The 25,714-nt window shown below is 40.2% G+C and carries 28 protein-coding genes and 1 riboswitch; of the genes, 24 read left to right on the top strand and 4 right to left on the bottom strand.

All coding sequences use genetic code 11. The annotated features are described in order from the left end of the window. The first annotated feature begins 35 nt into the window (after positions 1-35). The 8 genes from MKX62_RS20670 (at position 36) to MKX62_RS20635 (ending at position 10,401) form a co-directional block, all read left to right on the top strand. Positions 36-4,187, top strand: coding sequence for a hypothetical protein (locus tag MKX62_RS20670; protein ID WP_340742196.1), 4,152 nt, complete (start codon positions 36-38; stop codon positions 4,185-4,187). Continuing rightward, entirely contained in the window at positions 4,184-4,588 is a 405-nt protein-coding gene (locus tag MKX62_RS20665; RefSeq protein ID WP_340742195.1) for a distal tail protein Dit, read from the top strand. The genes MKX62_RS20670 and MKX62_RS20665 overlap by 4 nt, the downstream gene beginning before the upstream one ends. Before the next feature lie 4 nt (positions 4,589-4,592). Next, positions 4,593-4,967: a phage tail fiber protein gene (locus tag MKX62_RS20660; protein WP_340742194.1), complete on the top strand. Its 375-nt coding sequence runs from the start codon at positions 4,593-4,595 to the stop codon at positions 4,965-4,967. Positions 4,968-4,972: 5 nt separating this feature from the next. Next, positions 4,973-6,634 (top strand): phage tail spike protein, encoded by a 1,662-nt coding sequence (locus tag MKX62_RS20655; RefSeq protein WP_340742193.1) that lies wholly within the window; start codon positions 4,973-4,975, stop codon positions 6,632-6,634. Between the two features lie 59 nt (positions 6,635-6,693). Continuing rightward, entirely contained in the window at positions 6,694-7,980 is a 1,287-nt protein-coding gene (locus MKX62_RS20650; protein ID WP_340742192.1) for a BppU family phage baseplate upper protein, read from the top strand. Beyond that, positions 7,977-9,128, top strand: a complete 1,152-nt coding sequence (locus MKX62_RS20645; protein ID WP_340742191.1) for a hypothetical protein — start codon at positions 7,977-7,979, stop codon at positions 9,126-9,128. Before MKX62_RS20650 ends, MKX62_RS20645 begins: the two co-directional genes overlap by 4 nt. A gap of 65 nt (positions 9,129-9,193) precedes the next feature. Then, positions 9,194-9,703: a phage holin family protein gene (locus MKX62_RS20640; RefSeq protein WP_207149735.1), complete on the top strand. Its 510-nt coding sequence runs from the start codon at positions 9,194-9,196 to the stop codon at positions 9,701-9,703. Next, positions 9,703-10,401: a peptidoglycan recognition protein family protein gene (locus tag MKX62_RS20635; protein ID WP_340742190.1), complete on the top strand. Its 699-nt coding sequence runs from the start codon at positions 9,703-9,705 to the stop codon at positions 10,399-10,401. Before MKX62_RS20640 ends, MKX62_RS20635 begins: the two co-directional genes overlap by 1 nt. 431 nt (positions 10,402-10,832) lie before the next feature. Here MKX62_RS20635 and MKX62_RS20630 read toward each other — a convergent pair whose 3' ends face one another. Then, on the bottom strand, positions 10,833-11,966 hold the full coding sequence (locus tag MKX62_RS20630) for a hypothetical protein (RefSeq protein WP_340742189.1): 1,134 nt from the start codon (positions 11,964-11,966) through the stop codon (positions 10,833-10,835). A gap of 346 nt (positions 11,967-12,312) precedes the next feature. Between MKX62_RS20630 and MKX62_RS20625 the strand changes: the two genes are divergently transcribed. Genes MKX62_RS20625 through MKX62_RS20615 form a run of 3 tightly spaced genes read left to right on the top strand, consistent with a single transcriptional unit; the run spans position 12,313 to position 13,224 of the window. Next, positions 12,313-12,681 carry a hypothetical protein gene (locus tag MKX62_RS20625; RefSeq protein WP_340742188.1) on the top strand — a complete coding sequence of 123 codons (369 nt, stop codon included), beginning with the start codon at positions 12,313-12,315 and terminating at the stop codon, positions 12,679-12,681. Next, positions 12,674-12,883 (top strand): LexA family protein, encoded by a 210-nt coding sequence (locus MKX62_RS20620; RefSeq protein WP_340742187.1) that lies wholly within the window; start codon positions 12,674-12,676, stop codon positions 12,881-12,883. The genes MKX62_RS20625 and MKX62_RS20620 overlap by 8 nt, the downstream gene beginning before the upstream one ends. Then, positions 12,883-13,224: a YolD-like family protein gene (locus MKX62_RS20615; protein WP_340742186.1), complete on the top strand. Its 342-nt coding sequence runs from the start codon at positions 12,883-12,885 to the stop codon at positions 13,222-13,224. The genes MKX62_RS20620 and MKX62_RS20615 overlap by 1 nt, the downstream gene beginning before the upstream one ends. Before the next feature lie 222 nt (positions 13,225-13,446). On the opposite strand, the gene MKX62_RS20610 is transcribed toward MKX62_RS20615, so the two are convergent. Further along, a complete protein-coding gene (locus MKX62_RS20610; RefSeq protein ID WP_340742185.1) occupies positions 13,447-14,148 on the bottom strand; it encodes a hypothetical protein in 702 nt (233 codons plus the stop codon). 97 nt (positions 14,149-14,245) lie between these two features. Continuing rightward, positions 14,246-14,449, bottom strand: a complete 204-nt coding sequence (locus tag MKX62_RS20605) for a helix-turn-helix domain-containing protein (RefSeq protein WP_340742612.1) — start codon at positions 14,447-14,449, stop codon at positions 14,246-14,248. 183 nt (positions 14,450-14,632) lie between these two features. Here MKX62_RS20605 and MKX62_RS20600 point away from each other — a divergent pair, with 183 nt between their 5' ends. The 13 genes from MKX62_RS20600 (at position 14,633) to gcvPB (ending at position 24,274) form a co-directional block, all read left to right on the top strand. Next, the gene (locus MKX62_RS20600; RefSeq protein ID WP_340742184.1) at positions 14,633-15,085 is read left to right on the top strand and encodes a hypothetical protein; all 453 of its coding nucleotides are present in this window, start codon (positions 14,633-14,635) and stop codon (positions 15,083-15,085) included. A gap of 40 nt (positions 15,086-15,125) precedes the next feature. Further along, entirely contained in the window at positions 15,126-16,019 is an 894-nt protein-coding gene (locus MKX62_RS20595; RefSeq protein ID WP_340742183.1) for a helix-turn-helix domain-containing protein, read from the top strand. 118 nt (positions 16,020-16,137) lie between these two features. After that, positions 16,138-16,617, top strand: a complete 480-nt coding sequence (locus MKX62_RS20590) for an ATPase, T2SS/T4P/T4SS family (protein WP_445683541.1) — start codon at positions 16,138-16,140, stop codon at positions 16,615-16,617. After that, on the top strand, positions 16,610-17,665 hold the full coding sequence (gene comGB, locus MKX62_RS20585) for a competence type IV pilus assembly protein ComGB (protein ID WP_340742182.1): 1,056 nt from the start codon (positions 16,610-16,612) through the stop codon (positions 17,663-17,665). Before MKX62_RS20590 ends, comGB begins: the two co-directional genes overlap by 8 nt. 13 nt (positions 17,666-17,678) lie before the next feature. Then, positions 17,679-18,014 carry a competence type IV pilus major pilin ComGC gene (gene comGC, locus MKX62_RS20580; RefSeq protein ID WP_338656443.1) on the top strand — a complete coding sequence of 112 codons (336 nt, stop codon included), beginning with the start codon at positions 17,679-17,681 and terminating at the stop codon, positions 18,012-18,014. After that, positions 18,001-18,450 (top strand): type II secretion system protein, encoded by a 450-nt coding sequence (locus tag MKX62_RS20575; protein WP_187045010.1) that lies wholly within the window; start codon positions 18,001-18,003, stop codon positions 18,448-18,450. Before comGC ends, MKX62_RS20575 begins: the two co-directional genes overlap by 14 nt. Next, positions 18,443-18,742, top strand: coding sequence for a hypothetical protein (locus tag MKX62_RS20570; protein WP_187045009.1), 300 nt, complete (start codon positions 18,443-18,445; stop codon positions 18,740-18,742). Before MKX62_RS20575 ends, MKX62_RS20570 begins: the two co-directional genes overlap by 8 nt. Further along, positions 18,727-19,176, top strand: a complete 450-nt coding sequence (gene comGF / locus MKX62_RS20565; RefSeq protein WP_187045008.1) for a competence type IV pilus minor pilin ComGF — start codon at positions 18,727-18,729, stop codon at positions 19,174-19,176. The genes MKX62_RS20570 and comGF overlap by 16 nt, the downstream gene beginning before the upstream one ends. Continuing rightward, positions 19,157-19,336 carry a hypothetical protein gene (locus MKX62_RS20560; RefSeq protein WP_340742181.1) on the top strand — a complete coding sequence of 60 codons (180 nt, stop codon included), beginning with the start codon at positions 19,157-19,159 and terminating at the stop codon, positions 19,334-19,336. Before comGF ends, MKX62_RS20560 begins: the two co-directional genes overlap by 20 nt. Positions 19,337-19,366: 30 nt before the next feature. Beyond that, positions 19,367-19,882 (top strand): shikimate kinase, encoded by a 516-nt coding sequence (locus tag MKX62_RS20555; protein ID WP_187045006.1) that lies wholly within the window; start codon positions 19,367-19,369, stop codon positions 19,880-19,882. A 231-nt stretch (positions 19,883-20,113) separates the two neighbouring features. Then, positions 20,114-20,206, top strand: a riboswitch (glycine riboswitch). A gap of 136 nt (positions 20,207-20,342) precedes the next feature. After that, complete coding sequence (gene gcvT, locus MKX62_RS20550; RefSeq protein ID WP_340742180.1) at positions 20,343-21,440, top strand: glycine cleavage system aminomethyltransferase GcvT; 1,098 nt, start codon at positions 20,343-20,345, stop codon at positions 21,438-21,440. 34 nt (positions 21,441-21,474) lie between these two features. Continuing rightward, positions 21,475-22,821 carry an aminomethyl-transferring glycine dehydrogenase subunit GcvPA gene (gcvPA, locus tag MKX62_RS20545; protein WP_187045005.1) on the top strand — a complete coding sequence of 449 codons (1,347 nt, stop codon included), beginning with the start codon at positions 21,475-21,477 and terminating at the stop codon, positions 22,819-22,821. Continuing rightward, positions 22,814-24,274 carry an aminomethyl-transferring glycine dehydrogenase subunit GcvPB gene (gene gcvPB / locus MKX62_RS20540; RefSeq protein WP_067209940.1) on the top strand — a complete coding sequence of 487 codons (1,461 nt, stop codon included), beginning with the start codon at positions 22,814-22,816 and terminating at the stop codon, positions 24,272-24,274. The genes gcvPA and gcvPB overlap by 8 nt, the downstream gene beginning before the upstream one ends. 938 nt (positions 24,275-25,212) lie before the next feature. Here the strand turns inward: gcvPB and MKX62_RS20535 are convergent. Continuing rightward, the gene (locus tag MKX62_RS20535; RefSeq protein ID WP_187047903.1) at positions 25,213-25,530 is read right to left on the bottom strand and encodes a rhodanese-like domain-containing protein; all 318 of its coding nucleotides are present in this window, start codon (positions 25,528-25,530) and stop codon (positions 25,213-25,215) included. Between the last annotated feature and the right edge of the window lie 184 nt (positions 25,531-25,714).

Raw genomic sequence — 25,714 nt, 5'->3', positions numbered from 1 at the left:
CTCCACATTTATAGAAAGAGATGAGGTGAAAATAAATGGCCGAACAACCTAGTAACGTAGTATTAAATTTTCAGATGAATGGACAGGTCCAGTACGCTCAGACGCTCACTCAAATTAATATGGTCATGCAGACTGCTGCTAAAGAGTACGCTAACCACGTCGCTGCAATGGGGCGTGACGCTACAATGACTGAAAAATTAATTGCTGAAAAACAGAAACTTGAAACGCAAATGAACGCATCTACTGAAAAAGTCCGAATGCTACGTGCTGAATACGATGCAATGTCTGCAGATACGAATACAACTGCTGCTGAATTACAGAAACTATATAATCAATTGCTATCCGCTGAAACCGCTCATTCACGACTTGAACAATCTATGCAACGAGTCAACGAGGGGCTGACAGATGAAGCTATAGCGGCACGTGAGGCGCAGGGTGCATTAAGAGAATTACAAGCAAGTGGACGATCACTGGAAGCAGAACAACGTAACGTGATCAGTGCATTTGAATTAGAAGCCGCACAATTGGGCGCCAATGCCACCGAAGCGCAAAAACTGGAATTGGCTCAACGTCGATTAGCCGCACAAACTAGTTTGGCCGGACGCGCGGTATCAATTTTAGAGGATCAGTTGGACCAGGCACGTACTGCATATGGTGACAATTCAGATGAAGTCGTGCGGTTGGAAACTCAACTTAATAATGCCCGAACTACTTTACATCAATTTGGGGATGACTTATCCGATATTCCTGATGATGCCGAAGCTGCAGAAGATTCGGTTGGTGATCTAGGTGGTGCATTCCAAGCGTTAGGCGGAATAGTCGCAGGACTCGGATTAGGTGCAATCATAGCTGCAGCACTTGCGGAAGCCGATATTGCATCAACAATCGACATTACTTTTAATGTTCCCGAAGAATCAAAAGAAGCTGTACGGTCTTCACTATCCGACATTAAAAAGTACGGTGTCGATGGAGAAGCGGCGTTAGAAGGTATGCGGCGTCAATGGGCACTGAATAAAGATGCCACTGATGACATGAATAGTAGTGTTGTGGAAGGATCAGCGGCACTGACGAGAATGTATACTAGTCTTGATTTCGTAGATGTCATCCAAGAAGTTAACAATATTTCGAAGGTGTTAGGTAGCACCAATGAAGAAGCGCTGGACTTGATTTACAACTTAATTAATGTCGGTTTACCACCGGAGCAAATTAGTGTTATTGCTGAATTCGGGAATCAATTTCAGCGAATGGGCTACACAGTAAAAGAAGTTCAAGGGTTAATTGCGTCCGCAGTTTCTACAGGTTCTAGTGATGTAACTGGATTGCTAGACGGATTAAAAGAAGGAATTGTTAAGGCAAGGGAATTCAGTTTAGGCATTTCTGATGCTATGAAGGATTCCATTCGTGCGATAAAAGGCGGTGTCGAAAAAGCGTCTGAGGGACAACTTGCCGCAATGCAAGAAGGATTTGCTAAACAAGAAACTGCATTGTCTAAGTCGATTGCATCCAGATCTAAAGCGGTATCAAAAGGTCACGACCAACAAAAAAATGCATTATCCAAGTCGCTAGATGCTCAATATAAAGCCGTGTCAAAAGGCTATGATAATCAAGCGAAAGCGTTAGAAAAGTCACTATCTGCTAGTTATGATAAATCGGTTAAGAAATATGATAACCAACAGAAAGCATTGGATAAATCATTGGAAACTGAGTATAAGGCGGTTTCCAAAAGTCATGACGACCAACACAAGGTATTAGAAAAATCACTGTCCACAAATTACGACAAGGTAACTAAAAATTACGAAGCACAACAAAAGGCGCTCGAAAAGAATTTAGAACTTGAAGTCGAAGCGTTTGAAAAAGCGTCTGAACAAAAAATGAAATTGATTGATGCTGAATATTATGCCCGTCTAAAACTTGTGGATGAAGAGCGTTATAATCAGCTCAAATCACTAGATAGTCAGATTGACGCATTAGATGCTAGAACGACGGCGGAAGATCGCGCAATCAAACAACGTGAAGATGCTGAAAAACGTGTCGAATTACAGAAACGAATTGCCATTGCTGCAACTAGCGAAGAACGCGCGGAGGCTTTAAAAGCATTACGCGATTTTGAAGAAAAGTTAAGACTGGATGTTATTCGTGAAGAAAGAAAAGTTCAGACTGATGCACTAAAACAGCAAAAAGAAACAGTAAAAGAAATATCGGATACTCGAAAAGAAGCTCTTAAAGAAGAAATTGATGGAAAAAAAGAAGCGACAAAAGAGCAATCTGACATCGAGAAAAAGGCATTAAAAGAACGTCAAGATGATAAAAAAGAAATATCCAAGCAGGAAATTAAAGATGCGCTGGATGCATTAAGCGAAGAAAACAAGGCTGAATTAGAATCCCTTAAAGTTATGCTTGCCGCTAAAAGAGAAGTCTTAAAAGAAGAGCAGGACGCTCAGAAAGAAGCATTAAAAGAGCAGAATACATTAAGTTTAGCAGCTATTAGTGAAGCGAATAAAGCGCGAATGGAAGCCGCTAAAGAATCCTCTTCTGCTAATTTAGAAGCGCTAAAAGAAGAGCAGGATCAACGTAAATCAGCATTGAGTGAGCGGCTAAGTAATGAAGCCGATGCGGTACGAGAATCACACGCTGCTGAAATGGAATCATTTAAAAAAATGAATGCCGAAAAGTTGGAATTAGCGAAGAATCCACCCGATACAGCGGAAATACAAGCGGTATTCGACGAACTGGAAGGTTGGGGCGCAGCGGTTGCCAAAGGTGGACCAGAGGGTACCCAAGCATTCGAGGATATGGTCAGATGGTTGGACAGCATTGAAGATGCAACGTTGCGGAATGCGCTAGGAGTTGAGGTTTTTGGCTCAAAATGGGAGGACGAAGGCGACAAACTTATTGACACACTCTTGAACGGTGAAAATGCTCTGGCTGAAATGGAAAAAGCGCAAAAAGATTTCAATAAAACGATGGGTGAACTTGATAATACGCCGACCGTTAAAATCAAAGAAGCGTTTGAGGAATTAATGGAAGCACTCTCACCGCTGTTGCTTAAAGTTGCAGAAGTAGTAGGTGTGTTCGCTAATTTTGCGGCAGAGAATTCCGGGCTAACCTCCATAATTGTTGGTTTAGCCGCAGTTATCACAATTGCAGCTGGAGCGTTCGCGTTTTTCGCCCCTTTAGTCGCAGCCATACCCGCATTGTTACCTGCCATAACCGGAGCACTCGTCCCATTAACCAAGGCATTCGGATTCCTAGTCGGACTTATACCTAAACTCGGGTTAGTATTTACCGCTTTAACAGGTCCAATTGGTATAGCTGTAGCAGCCATTGCCGCAATAGCCGCGATAGCGTTTGTCGTCATTAAAAATTGGGAGCCGATTAGCAACTTTTTCAAAAAATTATGGGACGGAATTTGGGGCACCATTAAATCAGTTGGTACGTCAATCCTTAATTTCTTACGTGAAAATTGGAAAACAATACTAGCGGTAATTACTGGCCCGCTTGGCTTAGCTGTTAAATTCGTCCTTGAAAATTTCGGGAAAATTAAAGATACGACATTGAATATTTTAGGATTACTGGCAAAAAAAATAACCGAAATTTGGTTAGGAATTGAGAAATCTATATCCAAACCGATTACTCTTGCAAAGAATACTGTGGATGGCGCAATTAAAGCCATTAAAGGATTCTTCTCTAGCTTGACGCTGAAATTCCCGAAATTGAATACCGATATGTTTGAAAATGCCAGGAAAGCTGTGAAAAAAGCAATCGATGCAATTAAAGGTTTCTTCAATTTCGAATTCAAATGGCCCAAGTTAAAAATGCCCGAATTCAAAGTTGAGGGCACAATGAACCCACTGAAATGGATTGACGAAGGTGTTCCGAAATTCGATATTAAGTGGAATGCAAAAGGCGCCATTTTCCAGCAGCCTACTATATTCGGGGCATCGAATGGACAGTTACAAGGCGCAGGAGAAGCTGGACCTGAAGCTGTTCTACCTCTTAATGCTAAGACATTAGGCGACATCGGAAAAGGCATTGTGGATGCTATGGGCGGCAATTTCGGCGGTGGAGATACTAATTTAACTGTCGAATTAGACGGTGAAGTAATCGCGAGAAAAACGATTAAATATACAGCACGTGAATTATTAGCTAAACAGGACCAAAAGAGAAAGGGGCGTGGAAAAGGATGATTGTCGGGTTGACCTTTAACGGTATACACTGCCGTACATTAGGACTCACTATGACTGCATCACGGCGTCCCATTTTGCCCGAATCAAAAGATACTTACATTGATATCCCCCATCGTAATGGCAGCATATTAATTGCTGACAAATCGGTCGGGGATATTATTGTGGAGGCAGATTTTACAATTGTGAAGGATACAACACAAAATTTATATTCTACTGCTAGATTAGTCGGTGCCTGGCTGTCCACAATTGCGAGGAAACCGTTAGTTTTTGATGATGATCCTACTTATATTTACAGCGCAAAAGTAATCAGTTCTTTGACTATTGAACAGGTTGCAGATTTTGAAAGTATCGGAGATTTCACTGTGAGTTTCAGATGTAGTCTTCCACAAGGTGAGGAGTGATTTTATGACAAATATGAGCACATATTTAGAGAAAAAATTATTAGCTGAAAGTCTCAATGGGGCATTTATCGCGTTATATACTTCTGACCCAACCGATGGGGATACAGGGGCAGAAGTTACCGATACAAGCTACGCGCGTCAACCTGTGACGTTCTCTCCACCTGTTTCGGCAATGGGAGAAACGTCTGTGACTAATACCAATCGGATTGTATTCCCTGTCGTGCAACGCAATATCGGTTTCGTGACACACCTCGGTATCCGTGATGCATTGAGCGGTGGGAATTTACTATTTCACGGCATGCTGTATGACTTGATTGACTTGAAATTAGGGATGGCCGTCGAGGTGAAATTCGGACAAATAAAAGTTACGTTGGGGTGAGTTAATTGGATGGAAATAAACTCATAATTCATAACGCAACGGGCATAATTGGTGAAATCGTCAATGTGATCAATCCCGAAATTAACGAAGAATTAAATGCGAGTTACACCTTTTCTTTTGAAACGGTAATGGATGAAAAAACAGTATTATTAAACTATCCAAATCTAATAGAGGTGGACGGCGATTACTTTCAACATTCCCGCATAATAAAAAATAGGAATTCGACTGTATCAGTACGTATTGCATGTGATCACGTATCCTATCAATTAAGTCGCTATCCCATTCAAGAAGATGAAGAATTCGATTCATCACCCGACATCATTATGAATCAATTACTGGGTGGGACAGGATTTGAAGTGGGGACGGTAGAATGGTTAGGGAATGTTGAATTTAAACCGTCCTCCAAAAACGTGAGGGAAGCGCTGATTGAGTTAGCTAACTACCTCGACTTTGAACTATTGTGGCATAAATACACCGTCAGCCTTGTGCAACGTCGTGGTACGGATAATAATCTCGAATTTGTACTCGGTGAAAACTTAATCGGAGTTACAGAAGAAATAAGTATTATTGACGGTTACCCAAGCTATGCATATGAGGTTGACGTGCTAGATTTAAAGCACTTAGCCGAGTATGCATTTTTAGCGACTGTAAATCTTGGTGATGTGGTCCGTGTACTAGATCCTCCACTTGATATTGATACACGTCTACGCGTTATTACGTATAGTCGAAATCCGTTTCAAAAGATTAATCCCCAAGTGAGTATCGGTAATCGTATTCGCGATTTCACGGATTATGTCGATGAATTGGAAGAAAATATTATTAATGACATTCCCATTCCTATAGATGACACAATTTACATCCGTGGTTCTTCGCGGCTGGATGCGACCGTTAATATCATTGATAATACCGAGAATGATACTTGGCTAGAATCATATGACGTTGGTGGAATAAGTGTTTTAAGTTTGCCGGGTCTGGATGAAACAGACGGCGGTAGCGGAGGTATCTTGGAAATTGAGGAACCTTTAGATGGAATTTTTATCAGACTGAAAGATGAATATCTTTTGTACTATGTAAATATTTCAGTTGATTTTGGTGACGGATGGGTCGGCTATAACGAAGGGATATTGGTAGGTGGAGAAATATTCATTCCAGGTGTGTTTCCGGAGAACGGGAGGGGACGCATAGAAATTATCATAAGTGATAATCTAGAAAGTTGGTGGGATGGGGAGTATAAGATATACGGGTTAAAGACTGAAGTTACTGAAAAACCTATAGATATACCGGGTCTGATAGCGTTTGGTGAGGTGAGTAAAATAAGGTTGAAACGCCGTTCTCAAGACCATGGTCGAATGATGTCACTGTTCGCCAATTCAAACGACCTACTTTCTTCCGAACCACCCGAGGGAGTGGTTCCAATTCCTGATTTGACGGGTTACGACCGCCGAGCAGAAGCATTTATCACTTTTACGGGAGATAGTAACAATAGTGGATGGTTACCGGTCGGGTTAGATGTGATGGAGTTCTTTGATAGAAAATACTGGGAGAATGACGAAACAGCCATCGGTTGGCATGAGATATATGCCGTTTATTCGGCTATTGTGATGGTGGTAAACGGAATTGTTACTACTATTTTGTCTGCAAATAGTGGGGATTCACCACCTGAATAATATACATTGGGCGCCTTAATCGGCGTTCTTTTTAATCACAAAAAAGGAGATGAAACAATTTGGAATCTGTCCATATTACCTTGGATACTCAAAAAGTCATTAAATCACAAAATATCAAAGTGACAAAAGGTGACAGTGCAATACAGTTTGTCGTTAAAATCCAGCGCAATGGACAAGATGACGCTTTGCTGGACGGTACTATATATACGTTATCCAATTTGCGGTTAGACGGCGTAGCAGTGCTGTCGCCAACGGGAATCGTTACTGGTGAGAATGAAGTTACATTTTTACTGGGCACGACAGAGACAGAGGTAGTAGGTACTGTACGTGCATCTGTACAGATGTATCACGCGGATGGTCGTGTATCTACTATTTCTTTCACCTACAACGTCATGCGTGATTTATCGTCAGATTATGTTCCGTCAGAGTCGGAAAAAACACTGATTGAATCGGTACTTGTAGATGGTCCGGTTGTTATCGGTCAAGCAAAAGATTTAGTAGTACAAATGGAAGAATTAATAGGTGAAGGGGTTAAGGGTGACAAAGGGGACCAAGGAGAGCAAGGTATCCAGGGTGAACGCGGCGCCGATGGTGAACCTGGTCCAAGAGGAGAATCGGGGGAGCAAGGAGATACCGGTCCTAAAGGTAATAACGGTGAGCAGGGTATTGTTGGTCCTCGGGGTGAAAATGGCACTGACGGTAAAGACGGCTTACCTGGTCTGCAAGGTGAAAAAGGTGATCCGGGCGAACGGGGTTTACCAGGGGAAAACGGTAGTGATGGAAAAGATGGACTACCCGGTCCTGCAGGTGAAGATGGAGAACGGGGCATTGACGGTTTACAGGGGCCTGTTGGCGCTGATGGTGAAACAGGTCCCAAAGGTGCTGACGGCCTCGAAGGTCAACAAGGTATTCAAGGTGAAAAGGGCGCCGATGGAACTCCCGGGGAACAGGGTTTGCAAGGATTACAAGGCGACACGGGACCAAAAGGAACTGACGGTTTACGAGGTGAACGCGGACTGAAAGGTGAACCTGGTCCTGCACCCGACGTTTCCCTATTCGCTACTAAACCCGAAGTGAAGTCCGCTATGGATAGAGCAGAAGAAGCTTTTACGCAAGCCAATGACGGAAAAACGCTAGTTGCTGTTGCGGTAACTGCGAAAGGTGTGTCAGCAAGTCCGGCTGACTCATTTAGTCAATTGGCGGTTAAGATTGGACGTATTGAAAGTGGTGGTGCAGGGGGGAATGAAGGTGTGCCGATTGGTCCTGCCACTGTCGTCGAAAACATTGCCATGAATACCATGAACGTGTCTGCGTTGCATAAAATCGTATTGGAGGAAGTCACATGATTGAAAATATCGTAATGCCAAAATTCGAGCCTAAAGGTTTAATAAAAATAGAGCTGTTTGATGAATTGACAGGGAAGAAAAGTGATGAAGTTAATACCCATAATTTTATTGCAAAAAGTGTATACGATGTTTTATTTAAAGCAAAGATGCGAGATGTTTTTTTAGAGATGAAACCTGCTGGAGGGTTTTCATTGTACAGCCGGTACTCGGATCCATTTGCGCAGATGTCGTTGACTTCTGCAGAGCATGACGAATCGCCAGAAAAAGAATGGCTTCGTGAGGGCGAGTTAATTGGGTTCGCTTATTCAGATGTGACATACACCGGACCTGACTTGCTGCGCGGTGGGTATAATGTGGCTGAGAGTTCTACAAAGGCTGAACGTGTCCGTATGGTATTTGATTTTCCCACAAATGCTGGAAACGGCACATTCAAGAGTATTTACTTTCATCCCAAAACAAGTGCCCTTAGGGCAACACCTGCGACTGTGCCAAGACTAACAGGATTGCTAAGCCTCCAAAAATATAAGGGGAAATATTACTTGTTGAAAACACAATTAGAAGTGTATGGGGAAGATTGGGAATTAATTAACACATATACAGTCCCTGGTGGAAACGGTGTAAAAGATTTTTGTATTACGAACGATACAATATATTACGTTAGGGACAACGGCGCAAACACAATAACTAAAGCCGCTCTTAGTGACCCTACTGCCGTAACAAATGTTAAAGATTTTGGGACGGGTTATACTGGAGGTATTTGTTTCAATGAAGTAACACAAGAATTTATTGTTGGTGATTATACCTCTAGCTCGGCCGTACTAATTTTCTACGATGTTAATTTCGTTGAACTGAAAAGGGTTCTGTTAGGTAACCTTGCGCAAAGTGGTGGCTCGTACGGCGAAGGGAAATTGCTTATCGACGAAGAGAATAAATTGTTTTTGGGGAGAAACAGTGTTTCCGACTTTAAGTATGTGACACTTATGACAGATCACAACATACGGGGGGTTGCGGACGGTATCTTATTCGCAGCATCTTATGAACTGCCGAAGTTCTTCATCGGTTCCCGTTCATTGCTAGACGTTCCAATTACAAAAACCAATAAACAAACCATGAAAATAACATATGATTTCGTGTTACCACCGATGTAACAACCGAGAATGTTCCGTAATGGGAGCGTTCTTTTTATTTACTCAAAAAATAAGGAGTGAAAATAATGGGAGGTTTTAATTTGGGTCAATTAGAAATAGTTCACATGTATTTATTCGGGGGAGTTAAGTTTCTACATTTTTTATTAATCTTAATGGCGCTTGATATCATCACAGGCATTTTTAAAGCTTATAAGAATGAGAATTTGTGGAGTCGAAAGAGCCTGTTTGGATATGCAAGAAAAATGCTAGTCCTTGTCATGATAATTATGGCTAATATTATCGACCAAATACTTGGTATGAGCGGAGCGGTAACATATGCGACCGTTCTTTTTTATATCGTAAATGAAGCACTCAGCATCATGGAAAATATGGCTGAACTCGGCGTTCTAGTTCCGGCAGGATTAGCATCCAAATTGAAAGTCATCGAATCAAGCAATCAGTCATTCTCAGAGGAGATTCGTGAGGAATTGATTGGTTCGAAAGTAGACCACCAATTAAACACCGCTAAGATCGATAATGCAATTAGTGCAAAAGTGGAAGAGTTAATAAATGATAAAAATGAAGGTGATAAATAATGGTTATCATCGATATTCGAAACGTAACACCTCGGACTAACGGCACCAGAAAAGAATCGGCCATTAAGAAGATTGCCCGTCATCACTCTGCTACTCCAACAGGAAGCTGGGAAGCATTCTGGCCATACTGGAATAAAACAAAAGGTTGGGGAACAGGTGGTTATCACGAAATCATTTTGCGTAATGGTGACGTACAGCTTTGTTATGATCCTGTTGAAATCACTAACGGAATTGGTAACCATAATACGAATACTTACCATATCTGTGTTGTTGGTGACGGATCTTTCACGGATGCGCAAGAAAAAACGTTTGATGAACGGTGTAAACTTGCCATGAAACGTTTTGGATTACTTGCTACAGACGTACTAGGTCATAACGAGTTTAGTGGCACGTCCACTTCATGCCCTGGCATTAATATGACATTGGTTCGTGCTAGGTTAGGTAATGGGAATAACGTAGCTGCAGACGTGCCGGCATCCGTTAAAAAGGAGGCTGTCGAATTGAAGTTTTCAAGTCCAACTTTAAGAACCGAAACAGAAACTTCTTTATTGAGCAAAGCACATCGTCAAATCATCGTAACTGCAGCTGTGAAGGCAGGAGCTAATTCGTCATGGACTGATAAGCTAGGGAACAATACGATCACAGACGCGGATGTATTGGGGTTAGCGGTTAAATATACGGTTGCGGTAAATAAATAAGACCTAAGTAAAAGGTGGCCGTTCCACAAAAAAACTATTGATCGGTCGCATTTATTATTAGGCCGCTATTTTAAATCGTTGTATTTTTCGTTTTTTGTAACTATAATGGATATACATGCATACCATATAATAAGTGATTAAATAAAGGGGGGGATCAAATGGACCTAGAGATGAATCCGCGTACACGTAAAATATTGCATTTAGTCTCAGTATCAGGTGTGTTTTTAGCTCTATTTGGTGTGTTATCCCTCTTGCAAATGTTCACTGTAGGTATCATCCTAAATATTAATAATGTGAATTATAATGGATTTTACCCTTTACCTATTTTATATTCATTATGTTCGATTTTTATTATAATGAGGTTTTTTCATATTTCATCCCCCTATAAATAAAAATGCTACCTCTTTAATAAATGAGGTAGCATTTTTAAATTAATCCACTATATCTGATTCCTCTACAACTGATTCTTCGACCACCACGATTTCTGTAGTACCAATGTCAGTTTCGTTTTCAAGATTGGTTAATTCTATTGGTAACTCCATTTTTAAAGTCTCGGTTGCGCGGTTAAGTTGAGATTGAATGGCCATCATTCTACTAAAAGTTGCGTCGTCGACTTCTAACATTTTTTTATCCATATCAATTTTATGGGATTGGTGTCTCCATTTTAATAACTTCTCGTATAAGCCTTCTGTTTGAAGTGCTCCTTCCGTTTGGTCTCCGTTTTGTTTAGTCTTTTTAAAACTGAGATTACCACCAACTATGGCAACAATAACCATTCCTAAAATTGCGACTAACGCAAATGCTGGTCCGGCAGAAGCTAACTCAATCATTCCAGGAGATTGAACCCTTAGTTTTGCATCTAAATCACGTTTGTTAAAGTTGGATGAACCTGGATCCAATTCATTTATTACATCTACCAGTGCTAAGGGAGCCTGTAATGCATCAAGTAAATCCAACAAAGGAATATCGTTCTCCTGCTCAACTTTCAAAATTAAATGCGCTTGATCACCTTTGTAATAAAAAGAATGCAGGGTTCTATCAATTGCATCGGCGTATTCGCTAGCATTACTTATCGAAAAATGACTCTGCATCATTCTATATAGGTACGGGTCTAATGATTTCCTTTTTACGCTTTTAATCCATTTAACTTTACGTCTCTTTTCATAAGGACATGTTTCCTCTTCTATTGTCTCTTCGGTGATTTCTTCAAAATAGACATCAGACATGACTTCACCAAAAATAATATGTGTAGAATTGACACTGGGGATCATGACTATATCCCCAACCTTTATTTCGTGAAAGAACCTTTTAAGTTGAGTGAATACCCTCCACGCTTGAACGTCTTCAAGAGTGTCTTTAATCGTTTCCATAGTGCGTTCCTTATTACTCTCTTTGAAATGTCCAGGTTCATTAAACTCGTTCCATCCGACTCCAATGAATTGATCCAAATGAAATTCGTCAAAATATAGACCGGCTTGGGTTCTAATTAACCAGTAGCCCCTTTTAGGATCTATTTTTACAATAGGTATTTGAAATTCTTCAATCATTTTCAACGCATTTTCCATTATAAAGTCCCCCTTTTTCTAATACTTTCCTATTATACCTAGGTACTACCAATATACCTATTTTTTATTTGTTTGCAATACGAACATTCATTCTCTATACTAATGAAAAGGGGGAACGAGTGTGCGTAATCAATTAGTTAAGTCTGCAGAGTATAACGAGTTCTTAGATATGATGTATATCGCAAAGGATGGTTCAATCAGCAAACGGAGAATCAACGTACTACAGGTCGGTGAGGTCTCGTTCCGTGCCTATTGTCATCTAAGGAAGTCAAAGCGGACTTTCACTATCGACAACATACTCGCACTCGTTCCCATCGTACATAAAGAAAGCATGGTGATCTGAGTCGTGCCGTTAATCCCAGGAGATGCATTGCCGTATTTCGAGAATATGATTTACCTACCGATTATTATAAGTATCTTGGAGAGAGACCGAGAAGTAATTGAAACAAGTACGTTCAAATTAAAAGGGCCTTATATTAATATCGTTGAAAATACTTTAAAGACCGTACGAGCTGAATTGAAAGATACAAATACTTATGCAAGAAACAGAAATTTGAAGTTGGTTAAAAAGGGGAAAGACGGATCGTTCATCGAGTATGCATTTATCCATAATGGCTACGAAGACATAAGGCGCTACATGAACATACGGCTACGCAACAGGACGGAAGAGTTGATGAACGATTACTTTGAAAAGGGGATGAAGTCTAATGAATAATCGACAACAAATGATTTTTGAGTTTATTAAAAGTTATATCGCAGAGAATCGTTATTCACCTACGACACGGGAAATAACAAGTGGTATAGGTCTCAATTCTTCTTCCACAGTTCATGGCCACTTGGTCAAAATGAGGAAGAATGGTTATATAAATTATATCGATTCATTCCCGCGTACTATCAGCATTGTGGAGGGGCAATGATGTTAGAAAATATTCACGACAGAGGGACCAAAAAGTGGTCAATGGCGATGATGTTACCTGAACATGTTATAGAGCTTAGAAAGTGGATGGATAAAGATCATTACACGGAACGACCACAGCTGGATGATTTTGATTTACAGTCAATTCAAGAAAGTATTGAAATCGCATATATGCGTAAATGTTCAACGCATGTGGCAATGTGGAGTAATGGAAAAGTTAAACACTTTGGCGGAAAGATAGAGGATATCAATGAACAGACGAGGGTCATGATATTAGATACTCCATTCGGGGTAGAACGGTTATTATTTTCAGATATAGTTGGGGTTCATTGTGAAGAATAGTGAACAGGGAAAGGCGCCCACTCAATTAAGAATGGACGCCTTTTAATCCGATATTTTGCGGATACCGGATTGCATTTAATTGGTTCGGTTAGGAAACCAATCTTCAATATATCTCTCTTATCAAAAATTGTCAATATGTAAATTTGAATTGTTTGTTTATTGACTTGTGAAGTATGAAGCAACAAAACAACGACCAATCCGATTAGGGAAAGGTCGTTGTTTTCATTCGGCTACAAGTAAGCCCAGATTACTTTCTAGTCTAGTGAGAGCTAGCAGCGCTGTGATTAAATGGTCATCCGCATCACTCGTAGCATCTTTGATGTCATCCGCTTCCTTTTGGGAGAGTGTTGACCTTTCAATCATCTTCACGGCCATCTTACCAGCTATAACGCGTCCCTCTGCGAACTTTTCGTACTCCTCCTGAAATTCAATAAAAAGCTTCTTATTTTCTCTCTTCAAGTCCCCGTGATCGAATCCCTTTGCAACTTTACGAATTTGTTCATATTTGGGCTCTAGCTGTTTCAAACTTCCAAGTGAAATATTTTTATTGACCTCTGATTTAAAAACAGTTTCAAATGCAGCCTCCCAATGAACATCCCAAATATCATCCGACGACCCTATCATCTTTTCGATATCGGGTTTTAATTTATTTATATAGTAGTCTTTTTCGTCGGAGCTAGAATTATTTTTAATCGGTGTTTGGTTATCCGCGGGTGTGACCGCTTGAACGGTGTCTTCACTCTCATAAGTGGATGCGAATACAGTGACGGATGCAATCGTGATTATTGATGCAATGATGACACTTTTGAGTTGCTTTGTACTTTTCTCTTTATCTTTTTTGATGAAAAATATGAAGAATCTTACAACGAAAAATACGACAGCGGGTAGCGAAAACATGAAGATGATAAAAAATAGCATAGTCAATTTAATTCCCCCTAAACTTTCTGATAGTTCAATAGTACGTCATTTAGGAATAAATGGGTAAAAGAAAAAACAGACAACTAGTAATTAGTCATCTGTTTTAAAACTTACGGCCATCCTCTAATACAAAGTGCGCTTCGTATTTAGCATCCAATATCTCCGCGATTACCTCCAATTCATTCTCGCTGAAATTATCCCGTTTCAACTTGTTAGAAATATTTGATTGCGAAGTTCCCATCATATCAGCGAGTTTTGAAGCAGTCACATCACGTTCTACCATTAATAGCTTTATCTTCTTCGCCATTCCCACGTGTATTACACCACCTTAAATTTTCTTGTTGTCACTATTATACATCATAAGTTCACTGAAACAAAATTATATTTCACTAATTAGTGTATTCTTATTTACAACTACACTTTTAAGGTGTATATTGTTATTAACAAGTGAATTATTTTCACTAATAAGTGAAGTGGAGGTGCGTGTAACGTGTGTAAGCCAAGTCGATACATCAACAGCATTTGTATGGAGTGTCATCCACAGTCTTACGATAAGACGCTTGCTAAATTCACTGGTGAATCCGGAACGTATGAGGATTGTGGTGAAATAGTGAATGAGCATCTATATGAGTGCAGTGAATGTGGATTGGAGCCATGGGTGGATGATCAATGGGTTAGAAGTAATGCGGTAGAGGAAGTTGATGTGAAGGTTAATTGGACTTTCGAAAAACTAGATTTAACTGGTGCTTTAAAAGATATACAAACAGATTGCGACATTTGTAAAATCGCCATTAACAACGGTAATAAAAACGCAAAGTCTCTTGTCTATTGGAAGAATCGTTATAACAGAATGGTTTCAGTTGCTAATGCTTTAAGAGTTATTATTTCCTTTGATGATTCTAGATTTTCAGAACCTTACTCAACTAAACGCTTCAAAGTATAATATCGTAGTTTGACTAAAATAAGAAAGCGAGGTGAAAACGATGGCATTTGAATATTTAGCAGTATACGCAACATTCAAATCAGTAGCAGATATGGATTCAAACGTAAAACAACATATTGATAAATACAGATTAGATTTAACGGCTAATGAACGTGCTATCGTTTTCGCCATTGCTGGTCGTTCGTTGATGTACCCTGGAGCTTCACACCTTAAAGCTGAAACGGTTTGTAAAGCTGTTGGGATCTCGCGAAGTACTTTTATGCGAGCGATTAAAAAGTTAGCTGCAGTCGGCATTATCGAAAAAGTAAACCAAACAAAATTAAATGGCATCATGGGAGCTAACGTTTATAAAATATTGCCCTTTGCTGACACAGCGACTATGAAACAGCGAGAGGTAGTCCAAGAGACTAGTTATGACGAGGTTTCAGAGCCGATTGAAAATGACCCAAGCATTAAATCTTTTAATCTTTTAAAATCTATACAAGCAAATAATATTATAAGCGTCGGGGACGAATTAGCTTTGCAAGCTGAGGAGAAAAAAGAGTATATGAACGAATGGCAAGTGACGTTGTTTGATTTCATGCACAGCTTACCAATGAAAGATGAATTGAAGGACGAATTGCATAAAGTTGTATTGTCATCTGAAATAAATGATGCGCGTGATTTTGTTCGCGCTAAAGATGTGCTGCTAAATATTATTCGTGATGTTAATGAAGGTGTACTAACAATATCTACTACATTACGAGCAGTGTATAAAGGGGCACACAGCGAGGCTGTAGAGCGTAGGAGTAATATGAAGGTTAGTACATCATCTGTGGAGGGCAAGGCTTCAAATGTACGTCCAGTACCTTTCTATAACTGGTTAGAGCAACGCGATGGTCCTCCGAAATATAAGAGTAGCAAACCTACTATTGAGAACTGGCTTTTATGGTAAATAAAACAGCCACCTTCTATATAGAGAGTGACTGTTTTATTTATTGGTAAATCAACGTCATTAACATGTTTTCATACCACGCCTTACTGTCAATCATCTAGAACGGCATGTAATCACATTGGAAGATCCTGTTGAAAATAATCATTCACATCTGCTTCAAATTCAAGTAAACGAACGGTCCGGTATGACGTACTCGGCAGGTCTAAAGGCGATATTACGTCATTCACCGGATGTCATCATGATTGGAGAAATACGTGATAGTGAAACGGCAAAAATTGCAATTCAAGCCGCCTTGACTGGACATTTAGTACTGACATCCGTGCACTCTAAAGATCCAGCAGGCTGTTTTTATAGGATGATGGATTTTGGTATTTCTGCCGAAGAATTAAGACAAACCATTGTCTGTATTTCAGCGCAACGTCTCATTCGCAGTGCTTCCGGAAAAAGGGGAGCGGTATTTGAAATTATTCAAGGAGACACGCTTAATCGAATGACGGACACCATCATGAAAGGTGAAAGAGTAATTGTTCCTGAGGAACATAAAGTGGAGTCGCTTTTTCAGAAATATAACAGGCCAAGTGTGGTGCAAGATGGATAAATCAAAAAAAAGATTGTTATTTCACAAAAAAGAAAAATTCCAAAATCGACCGGTATTTCTAGAAAGACTTTCTGTGTTATTAACTGAGGGATACACATTTCATGATTCAGTTACTTTGTTAGTACCACATCATTTGAAAGATTATAATCCTGTGCTGGAAGCAATGAATAAAGATTTTAAGGAAGGGTTCGGTGTCACTCATATCCTTGCTAGTTTTGGGTTCTCATCCGGAACGCTTCTTCCTATCGCGATTGCTGAAGTGGATGGGCGAGTAGCGCAGGCTTTGAGGGGCATGGCTGTTCGTATGAGAAAAGCAGAAGAAAAAAGGAAGAAGTTAAAAAATCTACTTATTTATCCTGTGGTTCTTTTTATTCTGATTGCCGCATTGCTTATGGCCTTCCGAAGGTACTTTTTACCTAACATGGAAGCGTTAGCGATATCTAGAAAAGGTCAAGGGGATGGATTTGTTTCGTCATTACCCTCGCTTGTGACGAGAATCCCCGATTTCATCATAAGTATGGTGTTAGTCTCTGCATTACTAACGGTATTATGCACCATTATCTACAAAAAGTTTGCGCCTGCAACAAAAATTCGCGTATTAATGTCCATCCCTGTCGCTAGTACATTCTTTTCGATAGTAAAGACTCGCGACTTTTCTAGTGAAATTGGGGGATTGCTTCAGTCGGGCCTATCCTTGCAAAATGCTTTGGATGTATTAATTGATCAAAATTTGGATCTAGTGTTAAGTGAAATTACGAAAAATGTCAAAGAGCAGGTAGTTTTTGGAGATTCACTCCACACCGCGATAAGTAGGACAGAAGGATTGATGGACCAACTGGCTGCATTCGCCAAGCATGGTGAAGACAGCGGTTATCTACCGAAAGAACTTCAGATTTACAGCGAACATCTAAGTGAAGCGATTGATGAGAAGCTAGCGAAGGCATTGGCGCTACTTCAGCCAGTTTTATTTAGTATCATTGCAATCTGTATTTTGGCAGCATATCTCGCTTTACTTTTACCGGTTTACGGAATGATGGATAAATTATGAGGGGGAGAATTTGATGAAATTTATTCATAATGAAAAAGCGTTCACGCTAATTGAAATGATGATCGTTCTCTTGATTATTTCGGTTCTCATTCTCATTGCAATCCCGAATGTCACAAAGCATTCTAAGTCAATTGATGAAAAGGGGTGTGATGCTTATATGCAAATGGTTCAAGGACAAATTGAGGCGTTTAAAATGAATGAAAAACATCTGCCGACCTCCCTTGCAGAAATGACTGAAAAGGAATATCTGCCCGAAAATGCCCAGTGCCCTGATGGAACGCAATTGTCAATTGATGGAGATGGGAAAGTGGATAAGGTGGGGGGAACCGCCAGTTTTGGAGCAGACTAAGGAAAGTGGATTCACGTTCCTTGAAATGGTTCTAGTATTAGCTGTTTTGTCAATTATAACAGCAATCATTTTGCCTATAGGTGACAAATGGATACAAGCTGAATCTGAGGATGACGCGCTTCAAGCATTTATAGCTACTGTCTATAATTTACAAGCTTATTCGATGGCAAACTATGTAACAACAGGATTGCAATTCAAGGATTCGGGAACTGAATATATCACATCTTATTTGGTGGACGGGGAAGTGAAAGTTGAAGTTGCACGAAACGTTTTTCCTAATGGGATGCGTTTGGCAGGCACGAGCCAATTGAAGGCGATTGAATTTCGTGGAAATGGAGATATCCTGAAGTCTGGTACAATGGCATTCTTAACGAGTTCCGGAATTATCGAAATACGATTTCAATTTCAGCGTGGAAGGATGATTATCTATGAATGAAGGGGGATACTCATGGCCGGAAGCGGTACTTACATTGACGATTGTGATTGTAATATTTGGGACACTACTTCCATTTGCTTCAATAGTGACCTCAAAGTTACAAATAAAGAAGGCGCATATGTATGCGGCGGAAACTACTCATCAAGGGGCTATTTATTTTAGAGCGTATGGTTTGATGGAGGGTGTCCGTCGAGTTGATGGAGTGGATTATAATTGGACTATTGACGGACAATCCGTTTGTGTGTCTTATGAGATAGTCGAGAAGGTGTTCAATAAATGCGTTCATTCGTGAAGAAACCAAATGAACAGGGCTATACATTTTTAGAAAGTATCTTTCAACTAATCATCATGACCATTTTCATTCATCTATTCCTGTTATTTTTCTTCTGGAAAGGCTCGATAGAACAACACTATACAGATTACTCATCAACTGAATGGGAATTATTCTCGGCCGATTTACAATACCTTCTATCTGACGTCAACGAAATCCGATTGGTTAACGGTGGAAGTGCAATCCGGCTTAAGAACAATCGGGGGCTGATTGATATTGAACAAAGCGGAACAGTTATCCGGAAGCGAGTAGACACAACTGGGCATATTCCTTTAGTTACAGGAGTAAAGGCAGTCACGTTTACATTTGATGGAATAACTATAACTGCTAATGTGACAATGTTGAATGATTCCATTAAAGTAAGGGGTTTTGCGGTTGGATTTTATCCGAAATGAACATGGATCCATGCTTGCTGCCGCAATTATTTTATTATTTTTCGTTAGTCTCTTTCTTTTCTCCCTCGTTTCATGGCATGATAGTATTCAAAGAAGTTATGATTCGCTTGAAACGTATTATGAAAACGAAACGGTGAGAACAATGAAACGGAACGGATAAAACTATTCGTTCTGCCAAGTGGGTGATGACATGAAAAAAGTGTATTTAATTGGCTATATGGGATGTGGGAAGAGTGCGATCGGTAAACGACTCAGCTTTGCGACGAAAATGCCATATTATGATATGGATACTGAAATCGTGAGGATGACTGGTTTGACGATCCCCCAAATATTTGAAATGTATGGTGAAGAACGTTTTCGTGAAATGGAAACGGAGTTCCTTCGCACGTTCCGTGATGAATTTTGTATCATTGCGACAGGTGGTGGTGTGGCGATGCGTAAAGAAAATAGGGAGATTATGCGGGAAACAGGTCTTGTCTTTTTTCTGAATGCTCCGTTTCGTGACATATGGCGACGGATTTCCACGGACCGAAACCGACCGATTGTACAAAGATCGACACGCTCCGACCTTGAACAGTTGTTTAATAATCGAAAACCTCAATATCTACATGGTGCACATTTTAAAGTCGAAACGGAAAATCGATCTTTGCGTGACATTGTGGATTATATCGCATTCCAAATAGGAAGACTTAAAGGGGAAATATAAATGAAAACGAAAATAAACCACCGATTATCGTTTTCTTATTCCTTTAATTGGACGAAAATTTAATTAATGACCAAAAAGACGAACGATTTATAGTTAATATCTATTTTAGTTCGTTAAAACGACTGTCAATTAAAAAGTATTGCGCTTTTAAAAATGAAATGTTAAGATATAAGGCGAAAGGGCATTAGTTGTCCGAATCTTAGTTATCTTTATTTCAATTGAATAACGCGAATGATTGTATGGGGAGAGCACGCAATGGCGTCGCCGAAGGAGCAAGTAACTTATTGTTATGAATCTCTCAGGTAACAAGACTCATACATGACGCATCTCTGGAGAGCGCCGGTTAAGCTGGTCACCAACGAGGAAAGCCGCAAGGTCAAACTTTCAGGTACAAGGACAGAGGTTTCCTAATTAGGGGACCTCTGTCTTTTTTTATCAAATTTTTAAGGGGGAATAGAACTTGTCAGAGTCATTGAAACGCACGGTTCTTTTTGACAGTTACGCTGAATACGGCGGTAAAACGATTGATTTTGGTGGTTGGGAATTACCTGTTCAGTTTTCAAGCATTAAAGCTGAACACGAAGCTGTACGGACAAAAGCAGGTCTTTTTGATGTTTCGCACATGGGCGAAGTGCTTGTCACAGGAGAAGGCGCATTATCATATTTGCAAAAGATGGTTACGAACGATGTATCGAAACTTAAAGACGGACAAGCTCAATACACGGCTATGTGTTATGAAAGTGGCGGGACTGTGGATGATCTTTTAATCTACAAACGTGGGGATAATAATTACCTTTTGGTAGTCAATGCTTCAAATATCGACAAAGATCTTGAGTGGATGAATAGCCATACTACGGACGATGTCAAAATTGAGGACGCATCATCTTCTTACGCACTGCTTGCATTGCAAGGACCTATTGCGCAAGAAGTACTTCAAACATTGACGGATGAGCCTTTAGCAGACATTAAGTTTTTCCGTTTCAAAGAAAATGTTGACATTTCCGGACACCAAGTTCTTGTTTCGCGTACTGGATACACGGGAGAAGATGGATTCGAAATTTACGGCTCTCCTGAAGCAATTGTCGCATTATGGAGTGTTATTCTGAAAGCGGGCGCAAGTGAAGGTGTTGTACCAGCAGGTCTTGGTGCACGTGATACACTACGTTTTGAGGCTGGTTTACCACTATATGGACAAGAACTATCAAAAGATATTTCACCACTTGAAACGGGCCTTAGCTTCGTTGTGAAGTTGAATAAAGAAGAGGATTTCTTTGGTAAAGAAGTTCTAGCTTCCCAAAAAGAAAATGGTGTGCCGCGTAAACTTGTCGGCGTGGAAATGATCGACAAAGGAATTCCGCGTACAGGTTATAAAGTATTCCTTGGCGAAGAACAAATTGGTGAAGTAACAACGGGTACACAATCACCGACACTTAAAAAGAACATTGGTTTTGCACTTCTAAACAGTGAACACACTGCTGAAGGAACTGAAATTGAAGTCGAAATTCGTGCTAAGCGTTTGAAAGCAGTAATTATCGCTACACCATTTTATAAACGCTAATCATATACCATCTATGAAAAGGGGTTAAGAGGACATGCAGCATCGTTATATTCCAATGACTGAAACCGATCGCGATGAAATGATGAAAACAATCGGAATTACTTCCGTAGATGAACTTTTTGAAGATATTCCTGAAAAGGTTAGATTTAAAGGCGAGTACAATATTAAAAAAGCGAAATCCGAGTCTTCTTTGACAAAAGAACTTTCAAAACTTGCAGCGAAAAATGCGGATGCGCGTACATATGCATCATTCCTTGGCGCAGGTGTCTATGATCATTACAAGCCGATCATTGTCGACCATGTCATTTCACGATCCGAGTTCTATACGGCTTATACACCTTACCAACCGGAAATCTCGCAAGGTGAATTGCAGGCTATCTTTGAATTCCAGACAATGATCTGTGAACTGACAGGTATGGATCTTGCAAACTCATCTATGTATGACGGCGGAACAGCTCTTGCAGAAGCGGGTACGCTTGCATCAGGTCATACACGCCGTAAAAAACTTCTTATTTCTGAAACAGTTAACCCTGAATCGCGTGATGTTGTACTTTCTTATGCGTCTGGGCAGTATATCGAAGTGGTCACAATTCCACAAAAAGATGGCGTAACTGATATGGCTAAGCTAGAAGAAATGATGGATGAGGATACAGCTGCAGTCCTTGTACAATACCCAAATTTCTTTGGTCAAATCGAAGATATTCAAAAAATTGGTGAAATTGCACATGCTAAAGGCGGACTGTTCGTTGTTTCATCAAATCCGCTTGCACTTGGCATACTAACACCACCAGGTAAGCTTGGTGCCGACATTACAGTTGGTGATGCACAACCATTCGGTATTCCTGAATCATTTGGCGGACCACATTGTGGTTATTTTGCGGTGACGAAAAAGTTGATGCGTAAAGTTCCAGGTCGTCTTGTTGGAGAAACAACTGATGATGAAGGCCGTCGTGGCTACGTGTTGACACTTCAAGCACGTGAACAACATATCCGCCGTGATAAAGCGACGTCTAATATCTGTTCAAACCAAGCGTTGAACGCACTTGCTGCTTCTGTAGCGATGACTGCGCTCGGTAAAATAGGCGCACAAGAAATCGCCTACCAGAACATTGTTAAAACACGCTATGCGAAAGAAACCTTTGAAAAAGCTGGCTTCGACGTTAAATTTAGTGGATCACATTTCAACGAAATCGTCGTTGATTGCAAACGGTCTGTAAAAGAAGTAAATGCAAACCTATTTACAAAAGGGATTATCGGTGGTTATGACTTAGGCCTGACGTATCCTGAATTTGCTAACCATGCACTAATCGCCGTTACAGAACAGCGTACGAAAGAAGAAATCGATGCACTTGTGCAGGAAATGGAGGCCCTTCATGCATAAAGATAACCAGGCGTTAATTTTCGAACTTACTAGAGAAGGACGGATAGGTTATAGTCTTCCTGAACTTGATGTCCCTGAACTTGACCTTTCCAATCTATTACCAAAGGGATTTGTACGCGAGGAAGCTGCTGAACTTCCGGAAGTTTCTGAACTTGACATTATGCGTCATTACACTGCACTTTCCAATCGTAACCATGGTATCGATTCAGGATTTTATCCACTTGGATCATGTACGATGAAATATAATCCGAAAATCAACGAATCCGTTGCACGTTATCCTGGATTCGCGAATATTCATCCATTGCAAGAAGAGTCGACTGTTCAAGGTGCACTAGAGGTTTTATATGACCTGCAAGAGCATCTTGTAGAAATTACAGGAATGGATGAAGTGACACTTCAGCCGGCGGCAGGGGCGCACGGCGAGTGGACAGCATTGATGATGATTCGGGCTTTCCATGAAGCTAACGGCGACTTCAAACGTACAAAAGTACTTGTTCCCGATTCTGCACACGGTACAAACCCGGCATCAGCTACAGTTGCTGGTTTCGACACGATTACAGTCAAATCAGGTGAAGACGGACTTGTAGATCTTGAGGACCTGAAACGACATGTAGGGGATGACACGGCGGCGCTTATGCTGACGAATCCGAATACACTTGGTCTTTTTGAAGAAGAAATTCTTGAAATGGCTGAGATCGTTCATGCTGCTGGCGGAAAACTTTATTATGACGGCGCAAACTTGAATGCGGTTATGTCTAAAGCACGCCCTGGCGATATGGGCTTCGATGCTGTTCACTTAAACTTGCACAAAACATTCACAGGACCACATGGTGGCGGTGGACCAGGTTCAGGTCCGGTTGGCGTGAAGAAGGATCTTATTCCATTCCTGCCGAAACCAGTCCTTGTGAAAAAAGATGAAGTTTACACATTTGAATACAATTTACCACAATCGATTGGTCGTGTTAAACCGTTCTACGGTAACTTCGGTATCTATCTGCGTGCATACACGTATATTCGTTCAATGGGGCCAGATGGCCTGAAAGCTGTTACGGAATATGCCGTATTGAATGCGAACTACATGATGCGCAGATTGGAGCCACATTTCGATTTGCCATATAACCGTCATTGTAAACATGAATTTGTTCTGTCGGGTCGCCGTCAGAAGAAACTGGGCGTGCGTACGCTGGATATGGCGAAGCGACTGCTTGACTTTGGCTATCACCCGCCTACAATTTACTTCCCACTTAACGTTGAGGAAGGCATGATGATTGAGCCTACAGAAACAGAATCGAAAGAAACACTCGATGCATTCTGTGATGCACTTATTCAAATTGCGAAAGAAGTGGAAGAAAACCCGGAAATCGTACAAAACGCACCGCATACAACTGTTATCAATCGTCTTGATGAAACGAAAGCGGCACGTTTCCCTGTACTTCGTTATACAAAAGCATAAGTTTGTAATTAGTCGCTAGTGAAAAAGCAAAGCATGCAGAGAAAGTAATTTATTTCTCTGCATGCTTTTTTGTCATTTTTAGGAGTAACTTTGAATGGAGAAGGATATGATCACATTGGAACAATTTTTGTTTGAATTCTCTTTATATCCCGAGGGTAATGCTGAATTGGTACTGTAATAATTAGTGGAGGTTAGGAAACGTAGCTTGGTTCGTTAGGAAAAAGAGAAATCAATTATAAATCCATTGGTTTCTCTTTTTGTCCGATCATATTCAATTCGCATTATGGAAGTGATTTTACTTTTCTTTACTACATATAATTAAAGAAAAGGAGTGGGGAAGATAAAACAGTCAAAAAGGACTTTATTTGTACTGTGTATTGTAGGCGTTTTTCTAGTAGTTTACGGATCAGCCATCGTCTTACGACTTCTATTAGGGAATTTTTTATTAGATGGTGGACTAACCAATCTGAATTACTTATTACTTACTCTTTTATGTGTGGTACCATTTCTATTATATTTATTGATCAGCAAGAATTATTGTGAAAAAGTTACGGAAGTAATTTTGATAAGCGGGCTCTTCTTTTTGATTTTTTTTGTTTACTCTAACTTTATGCTTGTGTTTTCTATGACTGAACAATCACAGGCGATTGCAGTCAGATTATTGATGATTTATCCCGCGTTAGCATTAATATTAGTAGTTGTTTTACATTTTACTCAAGGTAGAAATGCAGGAAGTAAGAATTTATTTGAACGTTAATGTGATCTCTTTTTAACTTTGGGAATCTTGTTCACAATTATAGCTTTCTTCGAAATCAGAGCAAGAAACTCTAAACAAAAAGATGATATTTCGTTCGAATACGAACGGAATATCATCTTTTTAAATTCCAATAAACTTACACACTTACGAACGTTTTCCAATGAAGGAAGAAGTTTCTGTTTTATTTACTTTTCACTTTACCTGTCCATTGACGGAAACCGCCTTGCAGGTGAAACAGTTGTTGATAGTCTTTTTTCTTTAAGAATAATGCTCCACGTGCACTTTTTCCGCCATTTTGATCGTACAAATAAACGGGCTTGTCTGAACGGATCTCTTTAAACCGTTGACGGAACTGAGAATAAGGGATATTGCGCGCACCTAAAATATGACCGGCATCATAATCTTTTGCCTCACGTACATCAATCAGTTGTGCTTTCCGATACCCTTCGATAAATTGCTCCTGCGTCAAGTTTGTAACGGCTTTACGCAGACGTAGCATCGTCACAACGAAATAAATGATTACGATGAGAGCGACGGCTCCTAAAAATATATAATTCAAAACAACTTTCCCCTTTCTCTCTACCTTTTCATTATAAAGATTGAACAGCACTTGTTCAATGGGCAAGCTCTTTTTTGATGTCGGTTAAAAAGCCATTATGATCAAAAGTTTGAACTTTTACTGG

It is taken from the genome of Sporosarcina sp. FSL K6-5500 (assembly GCF_038005665.1).
Classification (GTDB): domain Bacteria; phylum Bacillota; class Bacilli; order Bacillales_A; family Planococcaceae; genus Sporosarcina; species Sporosarcina psychrophila.
This window is presented reverse-complemented; position numbering and strand designations above follow the sequence as displayed.